Annotated in this window: 23 protein-coding genes; 7 read left to right on the top strand and 16 right to left on the bottom strand. The window is 57.1% G+C overall.

Going from position 1 to position 19,888, the window contains the following annotated elements:
- The 6 genes from ACP153_RS21150 to ACP153_RS21125 all read left to right on the top strand — a co-directional run.
- A partial coding sequence (locus tag ACP153_RS21150; protein WP_424972994.1) for a type IV secretory system conjugative DNA transfer family protein occupies positions 1–833 on the top strand: 833 nt, incomplete at its 5' end.
- Between the two features lie 326 nt (positions 834–1,159).
- Positions 1,160–2,479, top strand: coding sequence for a hypothetical protein (locus ACP153_RS21145; RefSeq protein WP_424972993.1), 1,320 nt, complete (start codon positions 1,160–1,162; stop codon positions 2,477–2,479).
- Entirely contained in the window at positions 2,479–3,009 is a 531-nt protein-coding gene (locus ACP153_RS21140; RefSeq protein ID WP_424972992.1) for a hypothetical protein, read from the top strand. The genes ACP153_RS21145 and ACP153_RS21140 overlap by 1 nt, the downstream gene beginning before the upstream one ends.
- Positions 3,006–5,069, top strand: coding sequence for an AAA family ATPase (locus tag ACP153_RS21135; RefSeq protein ID WP_424972991.1), 2,064 nt, complete (start codon positions 3,006–3,008; stop codon positions 5,067–5,069). Before ACP153_RS21140 ends, ACP153_RS21135 begins: the two co-directional genes overlap by 4 nt.
- A 418-nt stretch (positions 5,070–5,487) precedes the next feature.
- On the top strand, positions 5,488–6,306 hold the full coding sequence (gene rpsB / locus ACP153_RS21130) for a 30S ribosomal protein S2 (protein WP_424972990.1): 819 nt from the start codon (positions 5,488–5,490) through the stop codon (positions 6,304–6,306).
- 2 nt (positions 6,307–6,308) lie between these two features.
- Positions 6,309–6,758, top strand: coding sequence for a hypothetical protein (locus ACP153_RS21125; protein ID WP_424972989.1), 450 nt, complete (start codon positions 6,309–6,311; stop codon positions 6,756–6,758).
- 211 nt (positions 6,759–6,969) lie between these two features.
- Here ACP153_RS21125 and ACP153_RS21120 read toward each other — a convergent pair whose 3' ends face one another.
- The 14 genes from ACP153_RS21120 to ACP153_RS21055 all read right to left on the bottom strand — a co-directional run bounded on the left by ACP153_RS21120 (position 6,970) and on the right by ACP153_RS21055 (position 18,103).
- On the bottom strand, positions 6,970–7,956 hold the full coding sequence (locus ACP153_RS21120; protein ID WP_424972988.1) for an ATPase, T2SS/T4P/T4SS family: 987 nt from the start codon (positions 7,954–7,956) through the stop codon (positions 6,970–6,972).
- Positions 7,953–9,374, bottom strand: a complete 1,422-nt coding sequence (locus ACP153_RS21115; RefSeq protein WP_424972987.1) for a TrbI/VirB10 family protein — start codon at positions 9,372–9,374, stop codon at positions 7,953–7,955. The genes ACP153_RS21120 and ACP153_RS21115 overlap by 4 nt, the downstream gene beginning before the upstream one ends.
- Before the next feature lie 3 nt (positions 9,375–9,377).
- Positions 9,378–10,109: a TrbG/VirB9 family P-type conjugative transfer protein gene (locus ACP153_RS21110; protein ID WP_424972986.1), complete on the bottom strand. Its 732-nt coding sequence runs from the start codon at positions 10,107–10,109 to the stop codon at positions 9,378–9,380.
- Positions 10,110–10,112: 3 nt separating this feature from the next.
- Positions 10,113–10,778, bottom strand: coding sequence for a virB8 family protein (locus tag ACP153_RS21105; RefSeq protein ID WP_424972985.1), 666 nt, complete (start codon positions 10,776–10,778; stop codon positions 10,113–10,115).
- Complete coding sequence (locus ACP153_RS21100; protein ID WP_424972984.1) at positions 10,775–11,788, bottom strand: type IV secretion system protein; 1,014 nt, start codon at positions 11,786–11,788, stop codon at positions 10,775–10,777. Before ACP153_RS21100 ends, ACP153_RS21105 begins: the two co-directional genes overlap by 4 nt.
- Complete coding sequence (locus ACP153_RS21095; protein ID WP_424972983.1) at positions 11,789–12,184, bottom strand: hypothetical protein; 396 nt, start codon at positions 12,182–12,184, stop codon at positions 11,789–11,791. It abuts the gene before it with no gap.
- Positions 12,181–12,954, bottom strand: a complete 774-nt coding sequence (locus ACP153_RS21090; protein ID WP_424972982.1) for a type IV secretion system protein — start codon at positions 12,952–12,954, stop codon at positions 12,181–12,183. The genes ACP153_RS21095 and ACP153_RS21090 overlap by 4 nt, the downstream gene beginning before the upstream one ends.
- Complete coding sequence (locus tag ACP153_RS21085) at positions 12,951–13,949, bottom strand: lytic transglycosylase domain-containing protein (RefSeq protein WP_424972998.1); 999 nt, start codon at positions 13,947–13,949, stop codon at positions 12,951–12,953. Before ACP153_RS21085 ends, ACP153_RS21090 begins: the two co-directional genes overlap by 4 nt.
- 104 nt (positions 13,950–14,053) lie before the next feature.
- Positions 14,054–14,239: a hypothetical protein gene (locus tag ACP153_RS21080; protein ID WP_424972981.1), complete on the bottom strand. Its 186-nt coding sequence runs from the start codon at positions 14,237–14,239 to the stop codon at positions 14,054–14,056.
- Entirely contained in the window at positions 14,230–16,611 is a 2,382-nt protein-coding gene (locus tag ACP153_RS21075) for a type IV secretion system protein B4 (protein ID WP_424972980.1), read from the bottom strand. The genes ACP153_RS21080 and ACP153_RS21075 overlap by 10 nt, the downstream gene beginning before the upstream one ends.
- Positions 16,601–16,879, bottom strand: a complete 279-nt coding sequence (locus tag ACP153_RS21070; protein ID WP_424972979.1) for a type IV secretion system protein VirB3 — start codon at positions 16,877–16,879, stop codon at positions 16,601–16,603. Before ACP153_RS21070 ends, ACP153_RS21075 begins: the two co-directional genes overlap by 11 nt.
- Positions 16,879–17,160, bottom strand: a complete 282-nt coding sequence (locus ACP153_RS21065; protein WP_424972978.1) for a TrbC/VirB2 family protein — start codon at positions 17,158–17,160, stop codon at positions 16,879–16,881. The genes ACP153_RS21070 and ACP153_RS21065 overlap by 1 nt, the downstream gene beginning before the upstream one ends.
- A 21-nt stretch (positions 17,161–17,181) precedes the next feature.
- On the bottom strand, positions 17,182–17,664 hold the full coding sequence (locus ACP153_RS21060) for a lytic transglycosylase domain-containing protein (RefSeq protein ID WP_424972977.1): 483 nt from the start codon (positions 17,662–17,664) through the stop codon (positions 17,182–17,184).
- Between the two features lie 82 nt (positions 17,665–17,746).
- A complete protein-coding gene (locus tag ACP153_RS21055; protein WP_424972976.1) occupies positions 17,747–18,103 on the bottom strand; it encodes a hypothetical protein in 357 nt (118 codons plus the stop codon).
- 128 nt (positions 18,104–18,231) lie between these two features.
- Between ACP153_RS21055 and ACP153_RS21050 the strand changes: the two genes are divergently transcribed.
- Positions 18,232–18,810: a hypothetical protein gene (locus ACP153_RS21050; RefSeq protein ID WP_424972975.1), complete on the top strand. Its 579-nt coding sequence runs from the start codon at positions 18,232–18,234 to the stop codon at positions 18,808–18,810.
- 14 nt (positions 18,811–18,824) lie between these two features.
- Here the strand turns inward: ACP153_RS21050 and ACP153_RS21045 are convergent, their stop codons facing one another.
- Both ACP153_RS21045 and ACP153_RS21040 read right to left on the bottom strand, forming a co-directional pair.
- Complete coding sequence (locus tag ACP153_RS21045; RefSeq protein ID WP_424972974.1) at positions 18,825–19,403, bottom strand: PIN domain-containing protein; 579 nt, start codon at positions 19,401–19,403, stop codon at positions 18,825–18,827.
- Positions 19,400–19,864: a helix-turn-helix domain-containing protein gene (locus ACP153_RS21040; protein WP_424972973.1), complete on the bottom strand. Its 465-nt coding sequence runs from the start codon at positions 19,862–19,864 to the stop codon at positions 19,400–19,402. Before ACP153_RS21040 ends, ACP153_RS21045 begins: the two co-directional genes overlap by 4 nt.
- Between the last annotated feature and the right edge of the window lie 24 nt (positions 19,865–19,888).

The raw sequence follows: 19,888 nt of genomic DNA, 5'->3' as shown, positions 1-19,888 counted from the left end.
CGCTCCTGCGCCTGATGTTCGCGGATCTCATCGCCAGTTTACGGCAGAATGAGCCGGGTCCCGATGAGCCGTGGCCGGTCATGATGATGATCGACGAGTTTCAGCAAATGGGCGCGATGCCCTATCTCGAGCGGGCGATCCATTCGCTTGCGGCCTATGGCGGGCGTGTCGCGATGATTGCGCAGTCATTGGCCTCCCTCGACCGCATCTACGGACCCGAGGGGCGCGAAAGCCTTGAAAATGGGGCAGGGCTAAAGCTTTACATTACGCCCCGCGACCAGCGCACTGTGCGGGAGGTCTCGGCGGCCGTCGGCAGCACCACCCGGGAGGCGGTGACACGCATGTATGGACGCAACAAGGGCATCCTGGGTGCGACTTCGACGACCTCGCGTCTGGAGGAACGCCCACTCCTCTCGGAGACCGAGGCTCGCACCATGGATCCCGATGAAGTGATCATCCTGGCCTCACCGCAGCACCCGATACGTGCACAGCGTATCAAGTATTTCGAGGATGCCTTTTTCATCAGTCTTACGGATCGTCAGGCGGGCCGCGATTTCCCTTATCCCCCACGTGTCGACGGCGTGGGGCCCTGGTTTGAAGACCCGAAACCCGCTCCTCCTGCACCCCATCCCGGCTCTGCCGAATACAGGGCAACAAGCGAACGCGCGCGTCGGCGGCAATCGCGATCCATGCAGACGCAAATGGATGGAAACACCGCAGGTGAGCTGCGTCCGGAAACATTGGATCGGGATGACCCGGTCCCAGAAAAGTGGGGGCAGGTCTTCCGCGAGCAAGGTGATTTCATCGACGAACTGCTCGGGGATAGGGAGTAGCGGGCGGGAAGCGGACCTTCGCTGCTTTGGCGAAAAGCTAAACCCGAAAAGAACAAAGTAGACATTCAACGCGCAAGAGCAGTTTCACATAGGATCATACCGTCGAGCCAGTCGCGGTATTTGCTCGAAAATTCCGTTGCTCACGATCAAGGGCTTTCGAAGCAGTACATTGGCACACCTGAAAGCCTGGTTGTCGCCTTACTCAGGTGCGGTAGGTATGCTAAGGCATGAACTAACAAGAGTATCTGATACCTGCTTTGGAGATTGCTACAGGCCTGCATCGGACCGACACAACATTTGAAAAACTAACTAGGCCGAGTTTTACGTTGAACCCAGACTTAAGAGCGCAACTGTTATCTTCAATTCATGCCGATAGATTGGTGATTGTTTGCGGGGCGGGCCTGTCCATGGCACCTCCAAGCTCCTTGCCTGCCGCTTGGAAGGTCGCTGAAGATTGTTTTGAAAATTATAGGCTCAGTATCGACCCGGACGCTGATCTTGCCCTTCGTCATGATCTAGAGGCGCTCGCGCAGACGTTCGTAGACGCAGATACTCTTGAAACAGTGTTCATTGAACGTCTAGTTCCTTGGAACAAGTTCGTGCGCCAGCCAAACCCTGGCCACGCTGCAGTAGCAGATCTATTGACCACTAAAGCCGCAATTGCAGCACTTTCCGCAAACTATGACACGCTCATCGAAAGATACGCGATCGACAATGGATTTGATTTTCAAGCGTCAATAGATGGTGAAGACGCGACGGTTCGAGCTGCCACGCAGGGACCGCTTTTGAAATTTCATGGTTGTTCAACCATAGATCGGAAAGCGACCGTTTGGGCCCCATCTCAACTTGATGTGCCTCCGATTTCTAATCGCATACAGCGAAGCCGAGAGTGGATGACCGCCAATCTTCGGCAAAAGGATTTGCTTGTGGTTGGTTTTTGGTCTGATTGGGATTACTTGAACGCTGTTCTCGGAGAAGTTCTGGCCGGGATTGCTCCGCTCTCTGTAACGGTTTTTGATCCTGCACCTCCAGAAAACCTACAAGAAAAAGCGCCCGACCTTTGGAACATAGCCAACGGGGAGGGTGTAAACTTCGACCACGTTCAACAATCTGGTGCTGATGCACTTGATGAGCTGCGAAATGCCTTCTCAACAAACTACATTCGGCGTCTCTTAGCCTCTGGTAAGCAAACTTACGCAGATATCGAGGGGAGCGAAGTTGACCCCGAGCATCTAGAGGTCGATGACTTAGACTCAGAGGCCTTGTACGGTTTGAGGAGGGACGCTGAAGGTGTCCCCGCTGGAGAACCTGCAACCAGGAAACACCCCATTAACTGCGAGATACTAGGCGCATTCCATTTGCTTCTAAGAAAAGCCGGTGCTGCCCAAACAGTGTTTGGATACGAACTTAACGGTAGGTCGATACGAGTGGTCAACGGTGCGGGCGTTGCGCTGAACCAACTAAAGGCGCGCTTTGCTGAAGCCCCCGCTTTAGGAAGCACCGACATAATCGTGGCGCCTGGGGCCACGGACCTTTCTATGCCGGGCAATGTGGTGCGTGAAGGTAGAGTTGGCGACTTTGTTCGGCCGTTGTCATCTGGTTTGTGGTTGAGCTTTGAAACTGGTCGGCAGGAATTGGAGGTATGATGGACATTCATACTCAAACCGAGATCTACTTGCGAGAAGCCGGATACCAAACGTGGAACTGGGCCGATTCAGATACTAAGGCAACGTGCTTTGAAAACCAGTCCGTGGTCGGATTTATTCACGAATTTGACTCAGCTCAGAAACTGATCACCGAATGGCAGTCCAGAGAAAAGAAGGTTCTGGAGCGTCATGCACTGGCCTTGAGATCCGCAAGTGACAAGGCTTGGAATGTCTATTCTGTATTTCTTACGGGCGACCAGTCGCAAGAACTCAGAAGACCGATTGAGAAGCTTGAAGAGAACTTCACATTGACAAGAAAGATCGCGCGGCAAGGGGTTGTTACTGATGAAGATGTCGAAAACGCTTTGATGATGTTGGCACCGATACGTGCGAGGCCAATTCTGGAGAGTGAGGATCTCGAAGACCGAGTTCGCGCGCGCTCCAAAAGCATCCGGCGCGAAGCACTAAATGGGTTTCTGGGAAGTGCATCTCCAAGTGAGATCTTTGAGCTGCTCCGAGGCAAATCATGAAACTAGATTTCATAGAGATGTGCGGTTTTCGTGGCTTTAGAGAAAAGGTACGGATCGACTTTGGCGGAGGCTTCACCGTAATCAGTGGGCGTAACGGTGTTGGCAAGAGTACGGTATGCGACGCGATCGAATTCGGATTGACCGGCCAAATCAGTAAGTATGCCGTTGAAAGCGCAGATAGAGAAAACGTACGTGACTATTATTGGTGGCGTGGCTCCGGAAGACCTGAATCCCATTTTGTAAGGGTAGGCTTCTCAAACGAAGGTTCTGAACCGTTCGTCGTTACACGAACCCTTGAAGACCAAGCTGACAAGTCGGTAGACGAAATCGTCCACGCGCTGTGCATTGGGGATACCCCAGAGGACCCGATAACCCAGCTTATCAAAACAAGTGTCCTGAGAGATGAGTGGATCGCTGCACAGAGCTTAGACCTGAAAGAAACCGAACGTTTTGATTTGGTTCGCGCCGCCTTTGGAGCAGTCGAGAATAGCGAGTACTCGGCTAAGGCTAAAGAAATAGTGAAGTTAGCTGAAGATCGGGTCAAGAGCGCGGAGTCAGCTTACGAAAGTACCAAGTCGGAGTTATCGCGCTCGCTCGCGGACTTCTCACAAGCATCTGAGTTGGCAATACAAAACACAGATGTTGAAGCCGCTGTCGCAGCGCTTAGATCGATACTGAGGTATAGCAGTAATGACAAAATTCCTGAGCTGCGAAACGCTGCAGTTCAATTGCTTCCCACAATCCGAGCGAAGCGACTAGCCCTCGAACAGGCCAGTGTCGACGCTGGGGAAATTGAACAACTGCGAGCGGAGTATGAGTCGCCGGAAGCACAGGAGCGGCGCTCAGAGTTAGCTACTCAGAAAAGGAACGCGGATAGAATTTTCGATGAGCGCAAGCTCGTTCTTGAAGAAGAGCAGCGCAAGTTGGAGATCGAGGAAGCCGCAAGCAGTGTTGCAGCGTCCCTGTCTGAATTGCTGGAACACGGAGAGCATGTGGGTCTCCACGAAGAGCATTGCCCGCTTTGTGCTGCTGCACGAACATCAGAAGAATTCGAAGCTGGTCTGCAGAGTCTCAGGGCGCGCATCGGCACATTGGCCTCAGGCATTTCAGAAGCTCGAGCAACAGCGCGTGAAGCTCTCGTTACAATGAACGAGGCTGAGAAAGTTTTGTCCTCTCTCGACTTGGAGATTTCTGAGGCGGCGACTCTGCAAACAAACATAATTGAGAAAGAAGCAGCACTTCGTAGTTTCTTTGAAGAAAATGATCTGCCGATTGAACACATCAACGATCCCGAACGTCTATCAACATTGGCAGACTCAGAACGGAACCGCGTTGTGGAGGCTGAGCGAGCTATTAATGCCCTTGATACATCTCGGTCGGTCAATCGATTAAACACACTGAACGCAAGGGTGACCGACTTCCGAGGAATGGTTGAACAAGCTGCGGATGAGCTTGAAGCATGTCAGACGGCGTTGGCGCAGGCTAAGGCGCTCGACAAAAACGTACGCCGTTCGGCAAGTGAGATTATTGATGAACGACTTGCGCTGGTTAGCCCGCTGCTGGATGAGTTGTATCAGCGTTTGAGACCGCATACTGATTGGCGGAAGATCGAATACAGTATTCGTGGTGACGTTCGAAGGTTCCTTAGTCTGAAGGTCGGAAACGAACTGAATCCGCAGTTCGTATTTAGTAGCGGCCAAAGGCGTGCCGCGGGTATCGCATTCTTGTTGTCGGTTCATTTAGCTCGATCTTGGTCCAACTGGCAGACCCTGGTTTTGGATGATCCTGTGCAGCACGTTGATGACTTCAGGGCACTTCATTTAGTCGAGGTTTTGAGTGCCATCAGGCAAGGCGGACGCCAGATCGTGTGTGCCGTGGAGGACGAAGCTCTTGCTCAATTGATTTGCCGCAGATTGCCCCGGTCGGAAGACGAACCAGGCATTCACTACACAATCGATATCGATTCAGAATCGAGCGGTTCAGTCATTGAAGCGACTCCTGTACCGAACTTACCGAACAGTGTTCTACGTAATACACAAGACTCGCAGCAGATCGGCTAGCTTTGTTGTCAATGGGGGCTCAACAAGTCTAGTTAGCATGCGTTTTTGCGCCCGCGACCAACGGCAGCTTCGACGGACCCCATCACAGCAATGCGCCGGTGCCGTTGACGGCGGCTTTGAGCCGTCCCCGCCAGCGTCGGGCGGCCTGTTCGAGGAACATGCTGCGATCGATCTAATGGCGGCAAAGAGCCCCTAAAAGCCAGTTCTGCGTCGCGAACCAAAGTCTGTTTCAATTTTAAGAACTCAGTCTGAGAAAATTGGATTTCTGTCTATAGCTTCCAACCGGCAACGTTGATAATTTGATGTGATCCGCAATTGCATGTCAACTTTGCTTTGTTGTTGACACCGTGACGTATTGGTTGATGAAGTCACACATACTTCGGCGATGTAGTCCGATTTGATTTTGCTAGGTAATTCTATGGCTATTCCAGAATTCTCAATGCGCCAATTACTTGAAGCTGGCGTTCACTTCGGCCACCAGACGCAGCGCTGGAACCCAAAGATGGCTCCATTCATCTACGCTTCGCGTAATGGCATCCACATCATGGATCTGACACAGACGGTGCCCATGCTGGACCAGGCGTTGCAAGCGATCCGTGACACCGTGGCCAAAGGCGGTCGAGTACTGTTTGTCGGCACCAAGCGCCAGGCGTCTGGTCCCGTGGCCGAGGCGGCTGAGAAATGCGCGCAGTACTACATGAACCACCGCTGGCTGGGTGGCACGCTGACCAACTGGCAAACCGTGTCGCAGTCGATCAACCGGCTCAAGGCGATCGACGAACAGGCCGCCAACGGCTTTGAAGGGCTGACCAAGAAAGAGCGCCTTGGCATGGAGCGCGACCAGGGCAAATTGCAGGCGTCGCTGGGCGGTATCCGCGAAATGGGCGGCCGTCCTGACCTGATCTTTGTGATCGACGTCAAAAAAGAAGCACTAGCCGTGGCCGAAGCCAACAAGCTGGGCATCCCGGTTGTGGCGGTCGTGGACACCAACTGTTCGCCTGATGGGGTCGATTACATCATCCCCGGCAACGACGACGCCGCCCGCGCTATTGCACTTTACTGCGATCTGGCAGCACGTGCGGCACTCGATGGCATGTCTGCTCAGCTTGGCGCTGCAGGCGTTGACTTGGGTGCGATGGAAGAAGCCCCAGCTGAGGAAGCGCTGGCCGAAGACGCCTCCGCCGAGGCACCAGCAGAAGAAGATACAGATGATCCAGGGCCCATGATAGAGTTTTGAGAATGACAGATTCGAATGAAAGGTCCGAAGCCGTTGGCGCTGAAGCTTTTGCGAAGGCCGAGCGGAAGGCTCGAGTTTCACACAAGGGTGCTGTCACTGGGCGAATAAGTGAGACCTCCCGGCTTGTTGGTTTCGGCATTGTTGCTTGGGTATTCGCAATCCATACATCGGAGACACCATTTTCGACCACATACATCGCGCAATATGAAGCCTGGGTGAATTTCGCCGGGCTCGTTGGTATGCTTGCGATAATTTTTGACTATTTTCAGTACTTGTGCGCTTACTTCTCAGTTCAAAATGCGTTGGGGCGAAAGAGTGCCAATTATCAGTTTAACAAAAAGCACTTTGGCTACGTGCTACAAGAGATTTTTTTCTGGGCGAAGCAAATCTGCGCCGCGGCTGGCGCACTTGTGGTTGCTACTACCTTTGCTTTTTCTGTCGTTTTGGAGTGATATTAGTATTCCTTCAGAAGCAGTACCCGCATGAAAACCCAGCTTGGCCTAAGGTTCTCAAAGCCTACATTCAAAGCCCGCGTGTTAAGGTACGAAGAGTCCCGCATAATAGTCATCAGTCCCACGAAAATGCCGCGCCATCGATCAATGTCCGCTTCGGGGAAGCTGCAACGCAGCGTTGAAGTTGGTGGTCAATGGCAGGTTTGGGCCGTCAGAGTGTCCTTACAATCAAGACCTCCGAGACACCGCGTTTACCGCTGTTGCGTCCCAGCTGAACAATGACATCAATTGACCGACGGATGTAGCTCTGGACCTCGGCGAAGGTCAAAGGTGTCCCAGCTTGCAAGACCATGATCGCCAAACGGTCTATCGCAAGCTCAGCGGTTTCAGCGTGAATTGTCGTCACCGATCCGCCGTGACCTGTGTTTACGGCTTCCAGATATGTCAGCGCTTCAGCACCGCGCAACTCGCCCACCACGATGCGATCCGGGCGCATGCGCAAGCTCGCCTGTAGCAGGGCATTTGTTGACCGTTGAGATGTCGAAACACGCTCAGCCAGCAGACAGACAGTGTTTGGCTGACGAGGGAACAGCTCGAAAGCGTCTTCTATAGTAATGAGCCTTTCGTCGTCCGGAACCGACTTCAGCAGATGCCGTGCGAATGTGGTTTTGCCGGTGGACGTCCCACCGCTGATCAAAAGATTCAAACGATGACGGACGAGCGAAGACAAGGCTCTGGGGAGGTCGCTTTTCGCGATTTCCTCGACTTCTGCGAGTTTCGATTGCCGCCGGTCATCGAGGGAGACCGGCTTCCCGAACAGATACTCGGGATGGAAGGTTTTATGACCGCCAACGCCAAACAGCCGAATGGAGATCGCTGCGCCATGTTCTACCGCGGGTGGCACGACAACTTGGATGCGCAGCGGGCGCTTAAGGTAATCGATTTTACCTGATACCAACGGCGACTTCTGCGATACTCGCGCTCGCGCATCACCAACCAATGTGGCAGCCAGATTTGCTGCTACCGCCGCCTCGACGGTGCGGTCAATTCTCTCCATCGCGTGGGCACCTTGGCGTTCGATCCACACATGGCCATCCGGGTTGATCGCCAACTCAATGATGTCGTCCCGCAGGATCAAGTCGCGATAAGGTTCTAGGTATTGCTCAAGATACGAGGAAGGGAGGGACGCTTCATTCAATAGACCACGATGTCCCTATCGACCAGTACAGTTACCATGGCTCCTTGATCGACGTAGATGGTTGGCGAGATCGAGACCTGATCTGCGATCACCGAACTTGTCGCGTCTTCGAGGTCATTGCCGACCTCCTCCAGAACCTCGCGGGTCACTTCGTCTTCCGTGGAATTGGCGGCAACGGCGGGCGCGGCGCCGATGATCGATATCAGAGCAGCTCCTCCAAAGCGTTCGTCGAACTTTGTATCCACCAATCCGGTCAGACCGGAGCGTCCGAGTTGATCACCTCCGACAGAGGCGATCTGCATGGATGTACCGTCCGGCGTGAGAACGCGCGACCATAAAATCAGGATGCGTTTTTGGTTTACTTCCACGCCAGATCGATATTGCCCAAACAACCGCGAGCCTCGCGGGATCAGTATGGCATTGCCGGTGAATGCGTAGACTGGTTCCGCGACAACCGCGACAACGTTGCCAGGCAGATCACTATTGATGGCGGTTTGCAGTGCCGCCTGTATGACGGACCCTTGCGCGAGAGTGCGTTCAGGTCGCTCCATTCGAGCCGCCTCATCGATTTCAAGCGGTCGCGCAGCACCTCTGAGATAGGCTTCGTTTTCATTCAGCTGGAGGTCTGCGCCTGGTGTGCCGTTCTGCAGGCCGCTGGCGTTTGGTGCCGAGACCGATGATCCTGTCGAATAGACCACGGCAGGAGACTGGATCTGAGCCCTCAATAGTTGTGCCGCCAGCTGTTCAGCCTCGCGGCGCTTTTGTTCCTCTTCCTGTCTGCGACGTTCCTCGAGAAGCTGTTGGTCGCGGATCAGGGCGTCATTTGCGCGTTCTGCTTCAAGGGCTTCGCGCTGCGCGCGCTCCGCCTCCAAAAGGCTTTGAAGAGAGTTCAGCCGGGTCTCGCTCTCGCGTTCCAGGGCCGCGAGTTTTTCGTCTCGCTCCGCAACGGCTGCTTCGAGGGCTTGCGCTTGATCTGCAAAGGCATCGCGTAGTTCAGTGACCGCTGACTGAATCTCGGCGTTCCGCTCTAACTGAGTAGCGGCGAGTGCCTCGCGAAGCTCAGCCAGTTCGGCGAGGATATCTGCGCTTGGTTCAGCTGCGGGCGGGATCGGCTCGGGGACCTCAAGGGCTTCTTCCACAGCGATCAGGGCATCGTTCACGCGTTGATCCGCCTCAACGGCGGGGAATTCCAGCCGTCCTCCATTTGAAAGACCGTCATTCTGAAACGGTTCGACATCGGAAGTCTGCAGTTGGTCCGAGTCCGCCTGCCAGTCAGCCGCCAGGAAATACGCAACGCCCGCACCGCCGAGGCCGAGAGCGAGCGCCAGCGCAGTAACGCCAAATCCTGATCTGGATTTGGAGCGTTTTGTATTGCTGAACGTCTCCAGCCGGTTCTTCAGGTTTGGATCATCTGACATGGTTCAGTTGCTCACGTAGATCGCTGAGGCGTCTCGGTAGATGCAGAGCGCTTCTTCACCCAGGCGCAATGTCCAGAAGTCGTTGACACCGGAGACGCGGACGGTGTTGCCGTTCTGGGTCCAATTGACCGTGCGCTCGCGACCGCGGTTGTCAGCCTTGAAGATGGCGGGTTGCCGCCCGCTTTCGGGAAAACTGAAATACGTGAACCGACCGTCGTCATAGACCGTGGCCGGGCGAAAGTCGCCGTCGCCGGCGATCTTGTAGTTGTAGTTGCGCGGCGCCTCGAACCCTTTGGCCTGTGTGTTCGCCAGTGTGGCGCGGCGTTCTTCGCCCGGGTAGCGGAAGCGCACTTCGAAAAACATGCCCGTTCGACCCGGAATTGAGCCTTCTCGCAGATGGAATGCATAGCTGCGACGGTTCGTGATCACGGTCATGTTGGTCGAAGCATTTTGGACGTGCGGCTTAATCGTCAGCACATTGCCTAGCTCGGGGATTGGATCGACCTGAAAGCTTTCGGTGTCTCCCACGATAACAGCCTCGAACCGTTCCCCGTCGCCAAACTGGATCGTGGTCGAGTGGCGCAGATCTGTCTCGATACGGAATACCTGCTGCTCGTCGTAGACGGCATAGCGTATGCGGATGTCTTTCGGCCCACCCTGTGGCGTTGCTTCCGAGAGCGCTTGGGCAGGTGCCAGCGCCAAAAGCAGACAGGGCAGGGCGGTGCGCAGCATCATCACTCAGTTCTCCAACGTTTCGGCGTCGACACGATAGGATGTGACGACAAATCCGAGCGGGTTGGCCCAGACCTGTTGCAACCGCTGGCGGGTTTCCGGGCGAAACGCGTAGCGCAGGGTGGCCACGTAAGGCCGTGTCACGGTCCTGTTGTCACGGGGTTTTCGAAGCGTTTTCGTGAACCGCACCTGCGCCACCCCGGGTTCGACCTGGTTCACAGACCGGATGACCACATCGATCTTCGCGTCCCGTCCATAGACCGAGATCGGATAGTCAGGATTGGTCGAGGACCAAAGATCGCGCAGCGTGCGCGCGGCGTCTTCGTCAGATCTTTGCAGGACCGAATTGATCCGTTCTTCGCCGTCGGTCAGATCGTAGGTTTCGCGATCATCCACGTAGGCGACCAGGTGGGCCTGAATGATCGCGTCACTTTCATCGAGGCTGAGCGCCTCGACAGCGGCAACACGGTCCATTTCGCCGGTTTCCTTGTCGACCACGACCACGAAGGTCTCGACCGTCTTGAGCGGGAACAAGGAAACGGCTCCCACGAAACCGACCACGCCGACAATCACACCGGCGGCGGCGACAAAATAGGCGAAGCGCTCGCGCCTTCGTGGCCCAAAGATGAAGTCGGCCTCGAAGGCGTCCTGATCAAACGCCGCACGGGTCATGTCTTGCGAAAGGATTTTGTCAGCGCGAGCGCGGCAGCAGGCGTGCGTCGGATCAATTCGTTGCTCTTCGTCGCGGCACCGCTCACATCGCGCCGTAATTCGTAAGGCGTTTTCCCGGTCAAGATGCGTCCTGCACCACCCGCGCCATACTCCCCTGCATTGACCACACCTCGGCGCGCCAGTCCCGTCAGGCCGATCGCGTTCGAGGCGATGCCCATGACCCCTGTTAGGTTGGACGCAATGAACGGGACGGCGGCCATCACCCCAGCTGACAAGAGCAGGATCACCAGGAATGGCAGGATGAGGCTGACCGTTTCGACGTTGTCCGGATCCGCGGAGGCATCGCCAATCGACTCAGCGATGGCGACGATGATTCCGGCGGCTCCGGCGGCGGCCACTGGCATCAAGGCATAGCCGATGGTGGCCCGGGTCCAGGCTTCGAAAAGCGATTGGGTCGGCTTGAAGAGTGACGTCAGGATCATGAAAGGCGCGATGACAATCATCAGTGTGAAAACGATATGCGCGTAGGCGATGATCCCCGCAGTGACGGCTGCGAAGATGGCAGACAGAACGAAGAAGATCGCTCCGAGCACTGCGCCAAAGACCCAGCCCGCACGGTCTCCAATGGCATCGCCATAGGCGGTGATCCGGTTCACCATGCTGTCGAGGCTTTCGTAGACTCCGGTTTCGTCACCGGTGGCTGTCAGGGCAAGAATGCGAGATCCAATTGCCTCGGGGACGTCCGAAACGATCCTGTAGATAACTTCAAAGTTTTCCCAACTCTGCGCAAAGATTCCGATCAACGATATCTTCAATCCAAATGCGAATGCGCTACCAAAAGTCATAGGGCGCAACTGCGTGACGACACTGATGCCAAGAATGATGAGAAGGAGCACGGAGCCAATACCAAGCACGTCGCCGACTTGCCCTGCGGCTTCCACAAATCCGGCTTCAGCAACGGAATCGATTGCGTCAGCGACTTGCTCAAGGATGTCTGTGATGATCCCCATTCAGTTTCCGCAAATGCCTAGGAACTCCGCCTCCAGACCATCGGCCCGGCTTCGTAGTTCAATTACATCGAATGGGAGTTTTGGGTTTTCTGATGTCACATATTGTTCGGAGATGCGGACCACGTGTGACCAATCAAATTCCTTGAAGGGGCATCCACAAGCCTCTGATTGAATGGCCGTCTTGTACGCATTGATGCGCAGGATTTCGCGATACCCATTTCTGACATAAGCGAACGAATCTAAGTCCTTTGGCGGCCGCGGCACCTTGCACTCTGTTTGGTCTTCGGTCGGTTGCGCCATGGTTTCAAACCCGCCTTGAGAGGTTTGAGCGTTCAACGTCAGAGGTATGCAAACCAACGCAAGCGCGGTCAGGGAAATGGGGGCCAATCGGATCATTTCGGCACCTCCATAGAGCGGAATTTTCGCTCTTCGGCGAGGGTCGCAGCATCAACGACACCCAACTGCCCGCCATTGACGCCAGCGGCTGCCTCGAGACGCCAGATCTGCGTGAGAATGATGCCGAGCTCAGCGGTCACGCGCGTGTTGAGATCGACCGCGGCCTTCAGACCGCTTTGGTCATCGATCAATCCCACCATGGTCTCCAGACGGCCCAGGCTGTCTCCAGCCTCGGCATGACTTTCCTGAGCGGCAACGGACAACATCGCGCTGGACCCGGCTTGCGTCGCGATCCGATTGTCTGCGGGTTCCTCGCTGGTCGCCAAGGATGTCAGACGCTCTTGCGTGAACCCGCTTCCCGACAGAACGCGTTCAACGGCGGCGTCCAGTTCTGCGCCCGGTCGGAATCCGCTCAGGAAGTCACCGCTCGAAATGGCTTCAGCTGTCGCCAAAGGTGCTGTCAGCTTGCCACGGACTCGTTCAAACTCCTCGACGGTCGCAAAGAGTTGGCCCAATTCATTGCCATCGATGAGAGACGCCAGTTGACCTTCAAGGTTCAGAAGCTGGCTCAACTGCGTTTCCAACTCCTGCCGCATCGTCGCAAGCTGTTGCAACTGGACATTGAGATCCTCCGCCATGTGCTCGAGCTGCAGGACCAATTGGCGCAGGTTGGAATTATCAAATGTCGGGACACCCTGGGCGTCGGCTTGATCTGCGGGCGTGACAGCGAGAAGGGTGGCGAAGGCGGTGCCGAAGGTCTTTCCTTTCATCGGATTACTCCCATGCGCATGAAGTCGCGCTCAGTGAGCCGGTCCGCGGCCAGATGTTGACCATGGGCTGCCTCACGCTGACGGTTGGCAGCCATCAGACGAACGCGAAGGTTGAGGATGCGGCCGATTTCGGCCTTGGCGTAGGTGTTGAGCTCGAGCGCGCGCTTGATATCCGGCGTCTCGTCGATCTGCCGGATGATCGCGGCGAGCCGATTGATGACTTGCTCGGTCGTGGCGTGGCTGTCAGCTGCGTAGTAAACACTGGCTTCTGAAATGCTGCTGTATTCCGCGAGCGTCATGTCCGACGGCGAAAGCGTGCCAAGCGCATCCGCCCCACCGACAACGGCGAGGTATTCGTTGTAGAAGCGCGAGATATTCCGGACGTAGCCCTGAGTTTCGGCGAAGGGTGGCACGCCGCCATATTCATGGACCCGGCCCGGTCCGGCGTTGTAGGCGGCAAGTGCATGCGGGATGTTTCCGAAGGTGTTCAGTTGCGTCGTGATGTACCGCGCGCCGCCGCGGAGGTTGTCCATCACGTCGTAGCGGTCGACACCCAAATCGGAGGCGGTTCCCGGCATGAGCTGTGTCAAACCATAGGCGCCCACGGGACTTTGCGCGGTGACGCTGAACCGGCTTTCCTGTTTGATCAGCGCCTGGAAGAGGCAGCGCCACTGGGTGGCGGAAAGGCCGGCCCGCCGCACACCCGCTGCTCCGGCATATTCTTCGGCCACCCGCACAATCATCATCTCGATGGTCTCGCGCCCCTCACCGAAGAGTCGGCTGTCCATGGGATGATTGTGAGCAACAGGGTAGACATCGCCTGCGGGGAAGTCCGCGTTTCCTTCCAGCGCGCGGATGTCGAGCCCAGGGCCGGTGAGTGCCTCTGACATCGCCTCCAGCACCCGAAGCTGATCGGATTGAACCGAGGAGAGCGTTTCTCCCGTGTTCAGTTGGTCGCGCTGCGCCTCCATGTCGTCTCCCAGTTTTGAGAGCATGGTGAAAAGCTGTCCCAGCCCTGCGTTGTCTTGCGTCGGCACCCCTTGCGCGTGGGCGAGGGGCGTCGAGCAGACCAGAATGGCAATGAGAGAGACCGCAGGTTTCATGGGCTGCGCCCGATCTCTTCGAAGTCACAATCCTCGGTGCCTTGCGCTGCAAAGGAGAGAACCTCTGTGCTGGCCCGGCTCACGTCGGGCGCGCCGTCGCGTCCGAAGCACGGCGAGGTGGCATCCGTGTAGCGTTCACAGGCGGTGAGTATGGTGGCCAGAACGATCAGTGCTAATCGCATAGCTGCCTCCAGAAATCGGGGGAACTCCGCCAGTCGTTGCCGAGCTGGGCCTCAGCGGATCGTCCGCCACCCAAAACGGTGAGAAGCGGACCAAGCGCGGAGAGGTCAGCATCGAGAAAGACGCTGTCGCCCGCCGATCGCACCAGTGCGATGCGCTGACCTGCCGTGGGTCTTGTCAGCAGTTCGGCTTCCTTTTCGTTCACGCGTAGGAAGTCGTAGTCGGAGGGGGTCGCCCGCTCGTTGGGGAACAGGATTTGCGTCGGCACCGTCTCGATGATGGTCTTGCCGACCCGAGCCTCTCGCAATTGACTTGGATATTGCGTCATCATCACGACGATGCAGTTCATCTTGCGGAGGGTGACGAGCCAGTTCTCGAGCCTCGCCGCGAAATAAGGATCGTCGAGAAGCTTCCAGGCTTCATCCAGAACAATCACTGTCGGTCGGCGATCTTCCACGATCCGCTCGATCCGGCGCAGGATGTAGGACAAGACAGCCATACGTTCGGTCGACATGTCGAGGATCTCGGTCATGTCGAAGCCGACAATGTCGCCGTCCAGTTGCAGGGCATCGTTGTCCTGAGGCACATCGAAGACCCAGCCATAACGGCCTCCCGGTGCCCATTCCCCAACCCGCACCTGCAACTCGCCATCATCGTCGAGCGATTGAAACAGGGTCTGGAATGAGACAAACCGTTGCAGCGATGGGCCTGCGTCCGCGTTCTGGGACACAGCGCTCTGAATGTGCCGAGACTGTTCCCCGGACAGATCGCCCGCCCGCGCCAGAAGCGTCGCCAGCCAGTCCGATAGCCAGGCCCGTCCGCGTTCATCCGTCTCAGTCTGCAGCGGGTTGAGGCCCGTCGGGATGCCGGCAAGGATCGTATTGTAGTGACCGCCCAGGGCGCGCACCGCCATCTCGAGCCCGCGATCCTTGTCGAAGAAAAACAGCCGCGCGCCGACCCGTTGTGCTTGGGCGGCGAGGAAGGCGGTTGTCAGAGTCTTGCCACTGCCCGTGCGGCCAAGAACAAGCGTATGACCAACGGTCGGTTCACGCTCGGGCGATCCGGGCTCGTGGAAGTTGAAGCCGTAGGCAGAGGAGCCTGTCGTCGGGAAGACCGCGACGGGCGATCCCCATGGTGTCTCGCAATCCGAACGTCCCTCGACACAGCCATGCAGCGCCGAGAAATCCGCGAAGTTGATCGTGGAGATCGGCGTCTTTCGGGCACGGTAGCCGTAATTACCGGGAGCCTGCGCGAAATAGGTCGCCTTGAGAGCCATACGCTCTCGCACGATCACGGCCATGATTTCCTGACCCAGACGTTTGATTTCAGCTGCGGCCTGTTCGAGCGTAGGTTGATCGGGCGCATAGACCGCGACGGACAAGTGGTGATCACCGAACGCAATGCGCCCGGCTTCCTGATCATCGGCCGCTTCCATGAGTTGATCCCGCAAAGAGACTGCCGCGTCATCGGCGGCGCGCATCTGCCGAACGATCCGTTGAATCCGTTCCGCCATGATGTTCGTGGGGATCGGGGTAAAGGAATTGGTCAGCACGACATCAAGCGGGAGGTCGAGACCGTCAAATAGAGAGACGTCCGTAACCGCAGGATAGCTCTTGATGCTGAAGAGGGCCCCAAATCGTGTCTCTCCTGTCGCGCCACATGTGATCCGGGTCGTATCGCCGTCGAAAGTCGCTCGGCAGGACCCAAGCGTGAAAGCCAGGGGCAAGTGGGCGTTCGGCGGTGCAATCGGGGTGTATTGGCCAGTGAGCAGCGTGGCGAGAAAACCGAGCCACTCGCCAGACGAATTGTCGAGGCGTTTGGGTTTCGCAGATCCGAGGGCCGTCTCGAAAAATCCGGCCACTTCATCGAGTTCGCGCGCGCGCGCTGCGCGGTCCTTCATCCATGTTCGCTTGGCAAAGGCGCTGAGCAGTGGCACCCGCGCGCCGATCTCCGGACGGCGCAAGATGCTCAGATAGAGTTGTGGTTTCGTGGGAGCCAGTTGTGCGATGTGAGCCTGCCAGCGGCGGTCGATCTCAGCGGCAAAGCCGTCACCTTGTACATGAGGCAACAAGAGGTTCTGCGGGATAAACACGCGGTGGACATAGAAGCCGTAGAGGTTGCCCGTTTGCGCGATGACCGCCGCGACCGCGCGCTTCATGGCATCGAGATCGGCGTCCGGAGTTGTCAGTGCCGCAAGTCCTTCGAGACGGAGCGTGGCCATCAGATCGCCCTCCCGCAAGACCATGACATCGGGTTTGGCGAATGCGATGAACGGTAGGTGCTCGGCGAGATGGCTCTCGCGCGCCAGGCCTTTGCCGCCGGTTTCAATGACCGCCGGACTGGGCTTTGCGTATCTCAGCCCGTCAAGCGCCATAGCTGTCTCCGCCGTGAAGTGCTCGATTGCGCGTGCCGCGCACCGTGCCATAGGAGACGCGCAGAACTTCGAAGAAATGCGGTTCTTTGTCGGCGACAAACCACAGGACGGGATAGGCAAGAGCGCCAACCAGAAAGAAGACCGGTGACTTCGTCCAGATAAAGGGCAAGACCACGCCGAGCGTGAGCACCACGAGATATCCGACCGGCAAGCCGAGATATTTCGGCGGACGGGCCAACCCGAGAAAGAGAGGGGACCGCGTGGCCATCAGGTAAATCCGTCAACGATGGTACCCGCGGAGAAGATCAAGACGATCCCGATCACCACGGAAGCGAACCACCCCCAATTCAGCCGTCCCATCATGCACATGAACCCGGTGCCAATGACGGCGAGCGTCGCGACTGCGATGCCGATTGGGCCCGTAAGCGCGGCTTCGATTGTCTCGAGCATCGTCTGGATGGGCGAGAGGTCCTGGGCGAGGGCGGGGGAGGCCCATAAGGCCAAGAGGCCGATAACTGGAGGCAGGTATCCTGGGGGCAATCTTCGCATCGGTTTCCCTCGTTTCAGGTCTTACTTCAGGTCGAGCACGACGACGGGACGCGTGACGTCACGCCTTGTCGGTCTGGTCAGGTCTTGGGTGGCTGTGCCGGAAAGGCGCGCGCGGATGCGATGCACCCGGGCGATATACTCGCGTGTTTCCGTGAAGGGTGGCACGCCACCATATGCTACCACGCGATGCGGCCCGGCGTTGTAAGCGGCCAGCGCCAGGTCGACGTCATTGAAGTGGGCCAGCTGCGCCAAAAGATACCGTGCTGACCCGTCGAGGTTCTGCGCAATATCTGTTCTGTCTACGCCAAGGTCACGTGCGGTGGTGGCCATGAGTTGGCCGAGACCATAGGCACCTTTTGCGCTGGTCGCGTCAGGACGATAGGCGCTCTCGGCTTCGATCAGGGCGCGGAACAGAGCCAGCCAGTCATCGGAACTGAGCTCGAGTTCTCGCAGGGCCCGATTGCGTTCATGTCTCGAAGCTGTCGCTTGAATGGCCGCCAGCACATCCGACGGGGCCGGGGTCGCAAAGCTTCGCGAGTGTGTGGGCGGGGAATTCCTCTGGTCTAGGCCGTGAACCGTCCAGCCGTCAGTCGTTCTGACGCTTCCGTCCGCTCCGAAGATCATGGCTTCCGCCGGAAGCGTCGAAGGGGATAGAGTAGTCGCTGTCAAAACACAGAGTGCGACCATCGCCGAATTCGTGGTGATGTTTGAAGAGCCCCGGCCAGATGTTGAAGAGGCGGGGTTCCGGCCCGTAGGGTCCGAACCGTGTCGAGACCAGGATCGCCTCGGGCTCTCCTTCGCGCAGGTAGACACACTGATAGCGGGGCTTCCCATCGTCCGTGAACTCGACAAGCTCGTACCGACAGCGGAAGTCGACTCCCGACCCGATGAGGTCCTTCACCCCATCAATAGTAATCAAGATTTGGTCTCTTGCGATCGGCACCGGACTCCCCCACTGGGAGTCCTTCTACAATCGGCAGCATTCCGCAGAAAGCCATCACTCTGCAATATATAATATTGCGCAATACGTATTTTGAGCGAGAATTGGCCTAATCACTCGAGGAGGCCGATATGAGACACACCCGACTTGCGTCACTGGTTCTGGCAGCCGGGCTGATGGTCGATACCCAGAAAGCCCATGCCTACGACATGGATTGCGCCATCATGCTGTGCATGGCCGGTGGGTTTCCTTCGAGTGCTGTATGCTCCGCCGCCTATGCCGAAATGATCCGGCGGATAACGCCATGGCCGAGCCGGCCTCCCTTTGGGGTCTGCACCTATGCCGCTGTTCCGGTTGCTTTGGGTGGACCGGGTGGAGAGGATGCTCTCGATATCTCGACACCGGACTACGAATGGTTGCGCCGCACGCGGGTGCTTTGGTGGCGCGGTCGATCCTACGAGCCGCGCGATGAACCGCGTCAATGGGATTGGTCCATCAGATCCTGCGATCATGAAAACAAGAACTGTCACTACATCGTGCGGGTCTACGGCTCACATTCGCCTTGGCCGGCTACGTTCGCATCGGAAAACGGTCAGGACATCCCGACACCCGGTTCGGGTGGGCTTTGGACCTTCTATAGCCGGGCCGTCATGATGGAGTATGGCGATTACGACGGCACCATGGATTACACCGATTGGGTGAGATACTGAGGCGCGGTCGCCAATTACAGGTATTCGATATCGACGCGGGCCTGCGCCGCCAGTTTCGACAGGCCATGTCGTGTCAGATCAAGCAGGAACTCAGACGGCGTCATCGGTGGATTTTCATACCTGTTGCGAACGCGTCTGAGCGCGCGAGCGGCGCCCGATGGATACAGGTCGTAGGTATTGGCCAACATGTCATCCGCGCCGAGCGTTTCGACGCCATAATCCTCGAGAACCTTGCTTGGGAAGTCTCGATGGTTTTCTGTCACAATGACCTGCGCCGAGCAGCGGATCGCCGCTGCGAGAACGTGTCTGTCGTCTGGGTCTGGCAGGTCGAGACCAGCGACCAGGGGCTGGTATCCGGTCACGAAGCATTCCTCGAAAGTCTCTTTGATCGCGGCTTCCTGCTGTCGGACACTCTCTTCGAGATGCGGTTTGAGCGCGATCAGGTTGCGTGTCCATTCATCGAGAATTTCCTCGGTAACCCGTGCCCGAAACAGGCCTTCTTGTGTGAATGTCAAAAGGACGTCCCGAACCCGGAACGGAAACAGGACGTTGGCATCGAGGACAACCACGAAGGGGTTGGCCACAAAGCTCATGCGTTGTCGAACTCCTGACCCAATCGCGCAAGGTCGCGCATAGCCTGTTCCTGCCGCCGGGCTTTCTCTTCCCGGTACTGCATCAATGCCGTGAGGGGCACACGCCGATGTTTGCCAACCTCTTCAAACTGGATCTTGCCCTCTTTGAGCAGCTTTGTGAGATGGGGACGGGACACGTTCAGCATGTCGGCCGCCTCTTGGGTTGTAAGCATGGTGCCAACCGGAACCAGCGTGACCATATTTCCGTTGCTCACATGGCCGAGCAGTTCGATAATCAGCTTTCCGACCTCTGGAGCGATGGAGACCGGATCGCCGTTCTCACCCGACACTTTCAGGCCTCCGTCCAACTCCATGGCCACCGCAATGGCCGTTGCGGCATGGGCGGCGCTGTCGATTTCTTCCGGAGTGGGCGGGCGCTCCATGAGCCCGCTCTGAGCTGGTCTGTCAGAGGTATCGGCCATGATTTCTCTCCTCGGTTTACCCCA

This window comes from Dinoroseobacter sp. S76 (assembly GCF_049801095.1).
Taxonomy (GTDB): domain Bacteria; phylum Pseudomonadota; class Alphaproteobacteria; order Rhodobacterales; family Rhodobacteraceae; genus Dinoroseobacter.
This window is presented reverse-complemented; position numbering and strand designations above follow the sequence as displayed.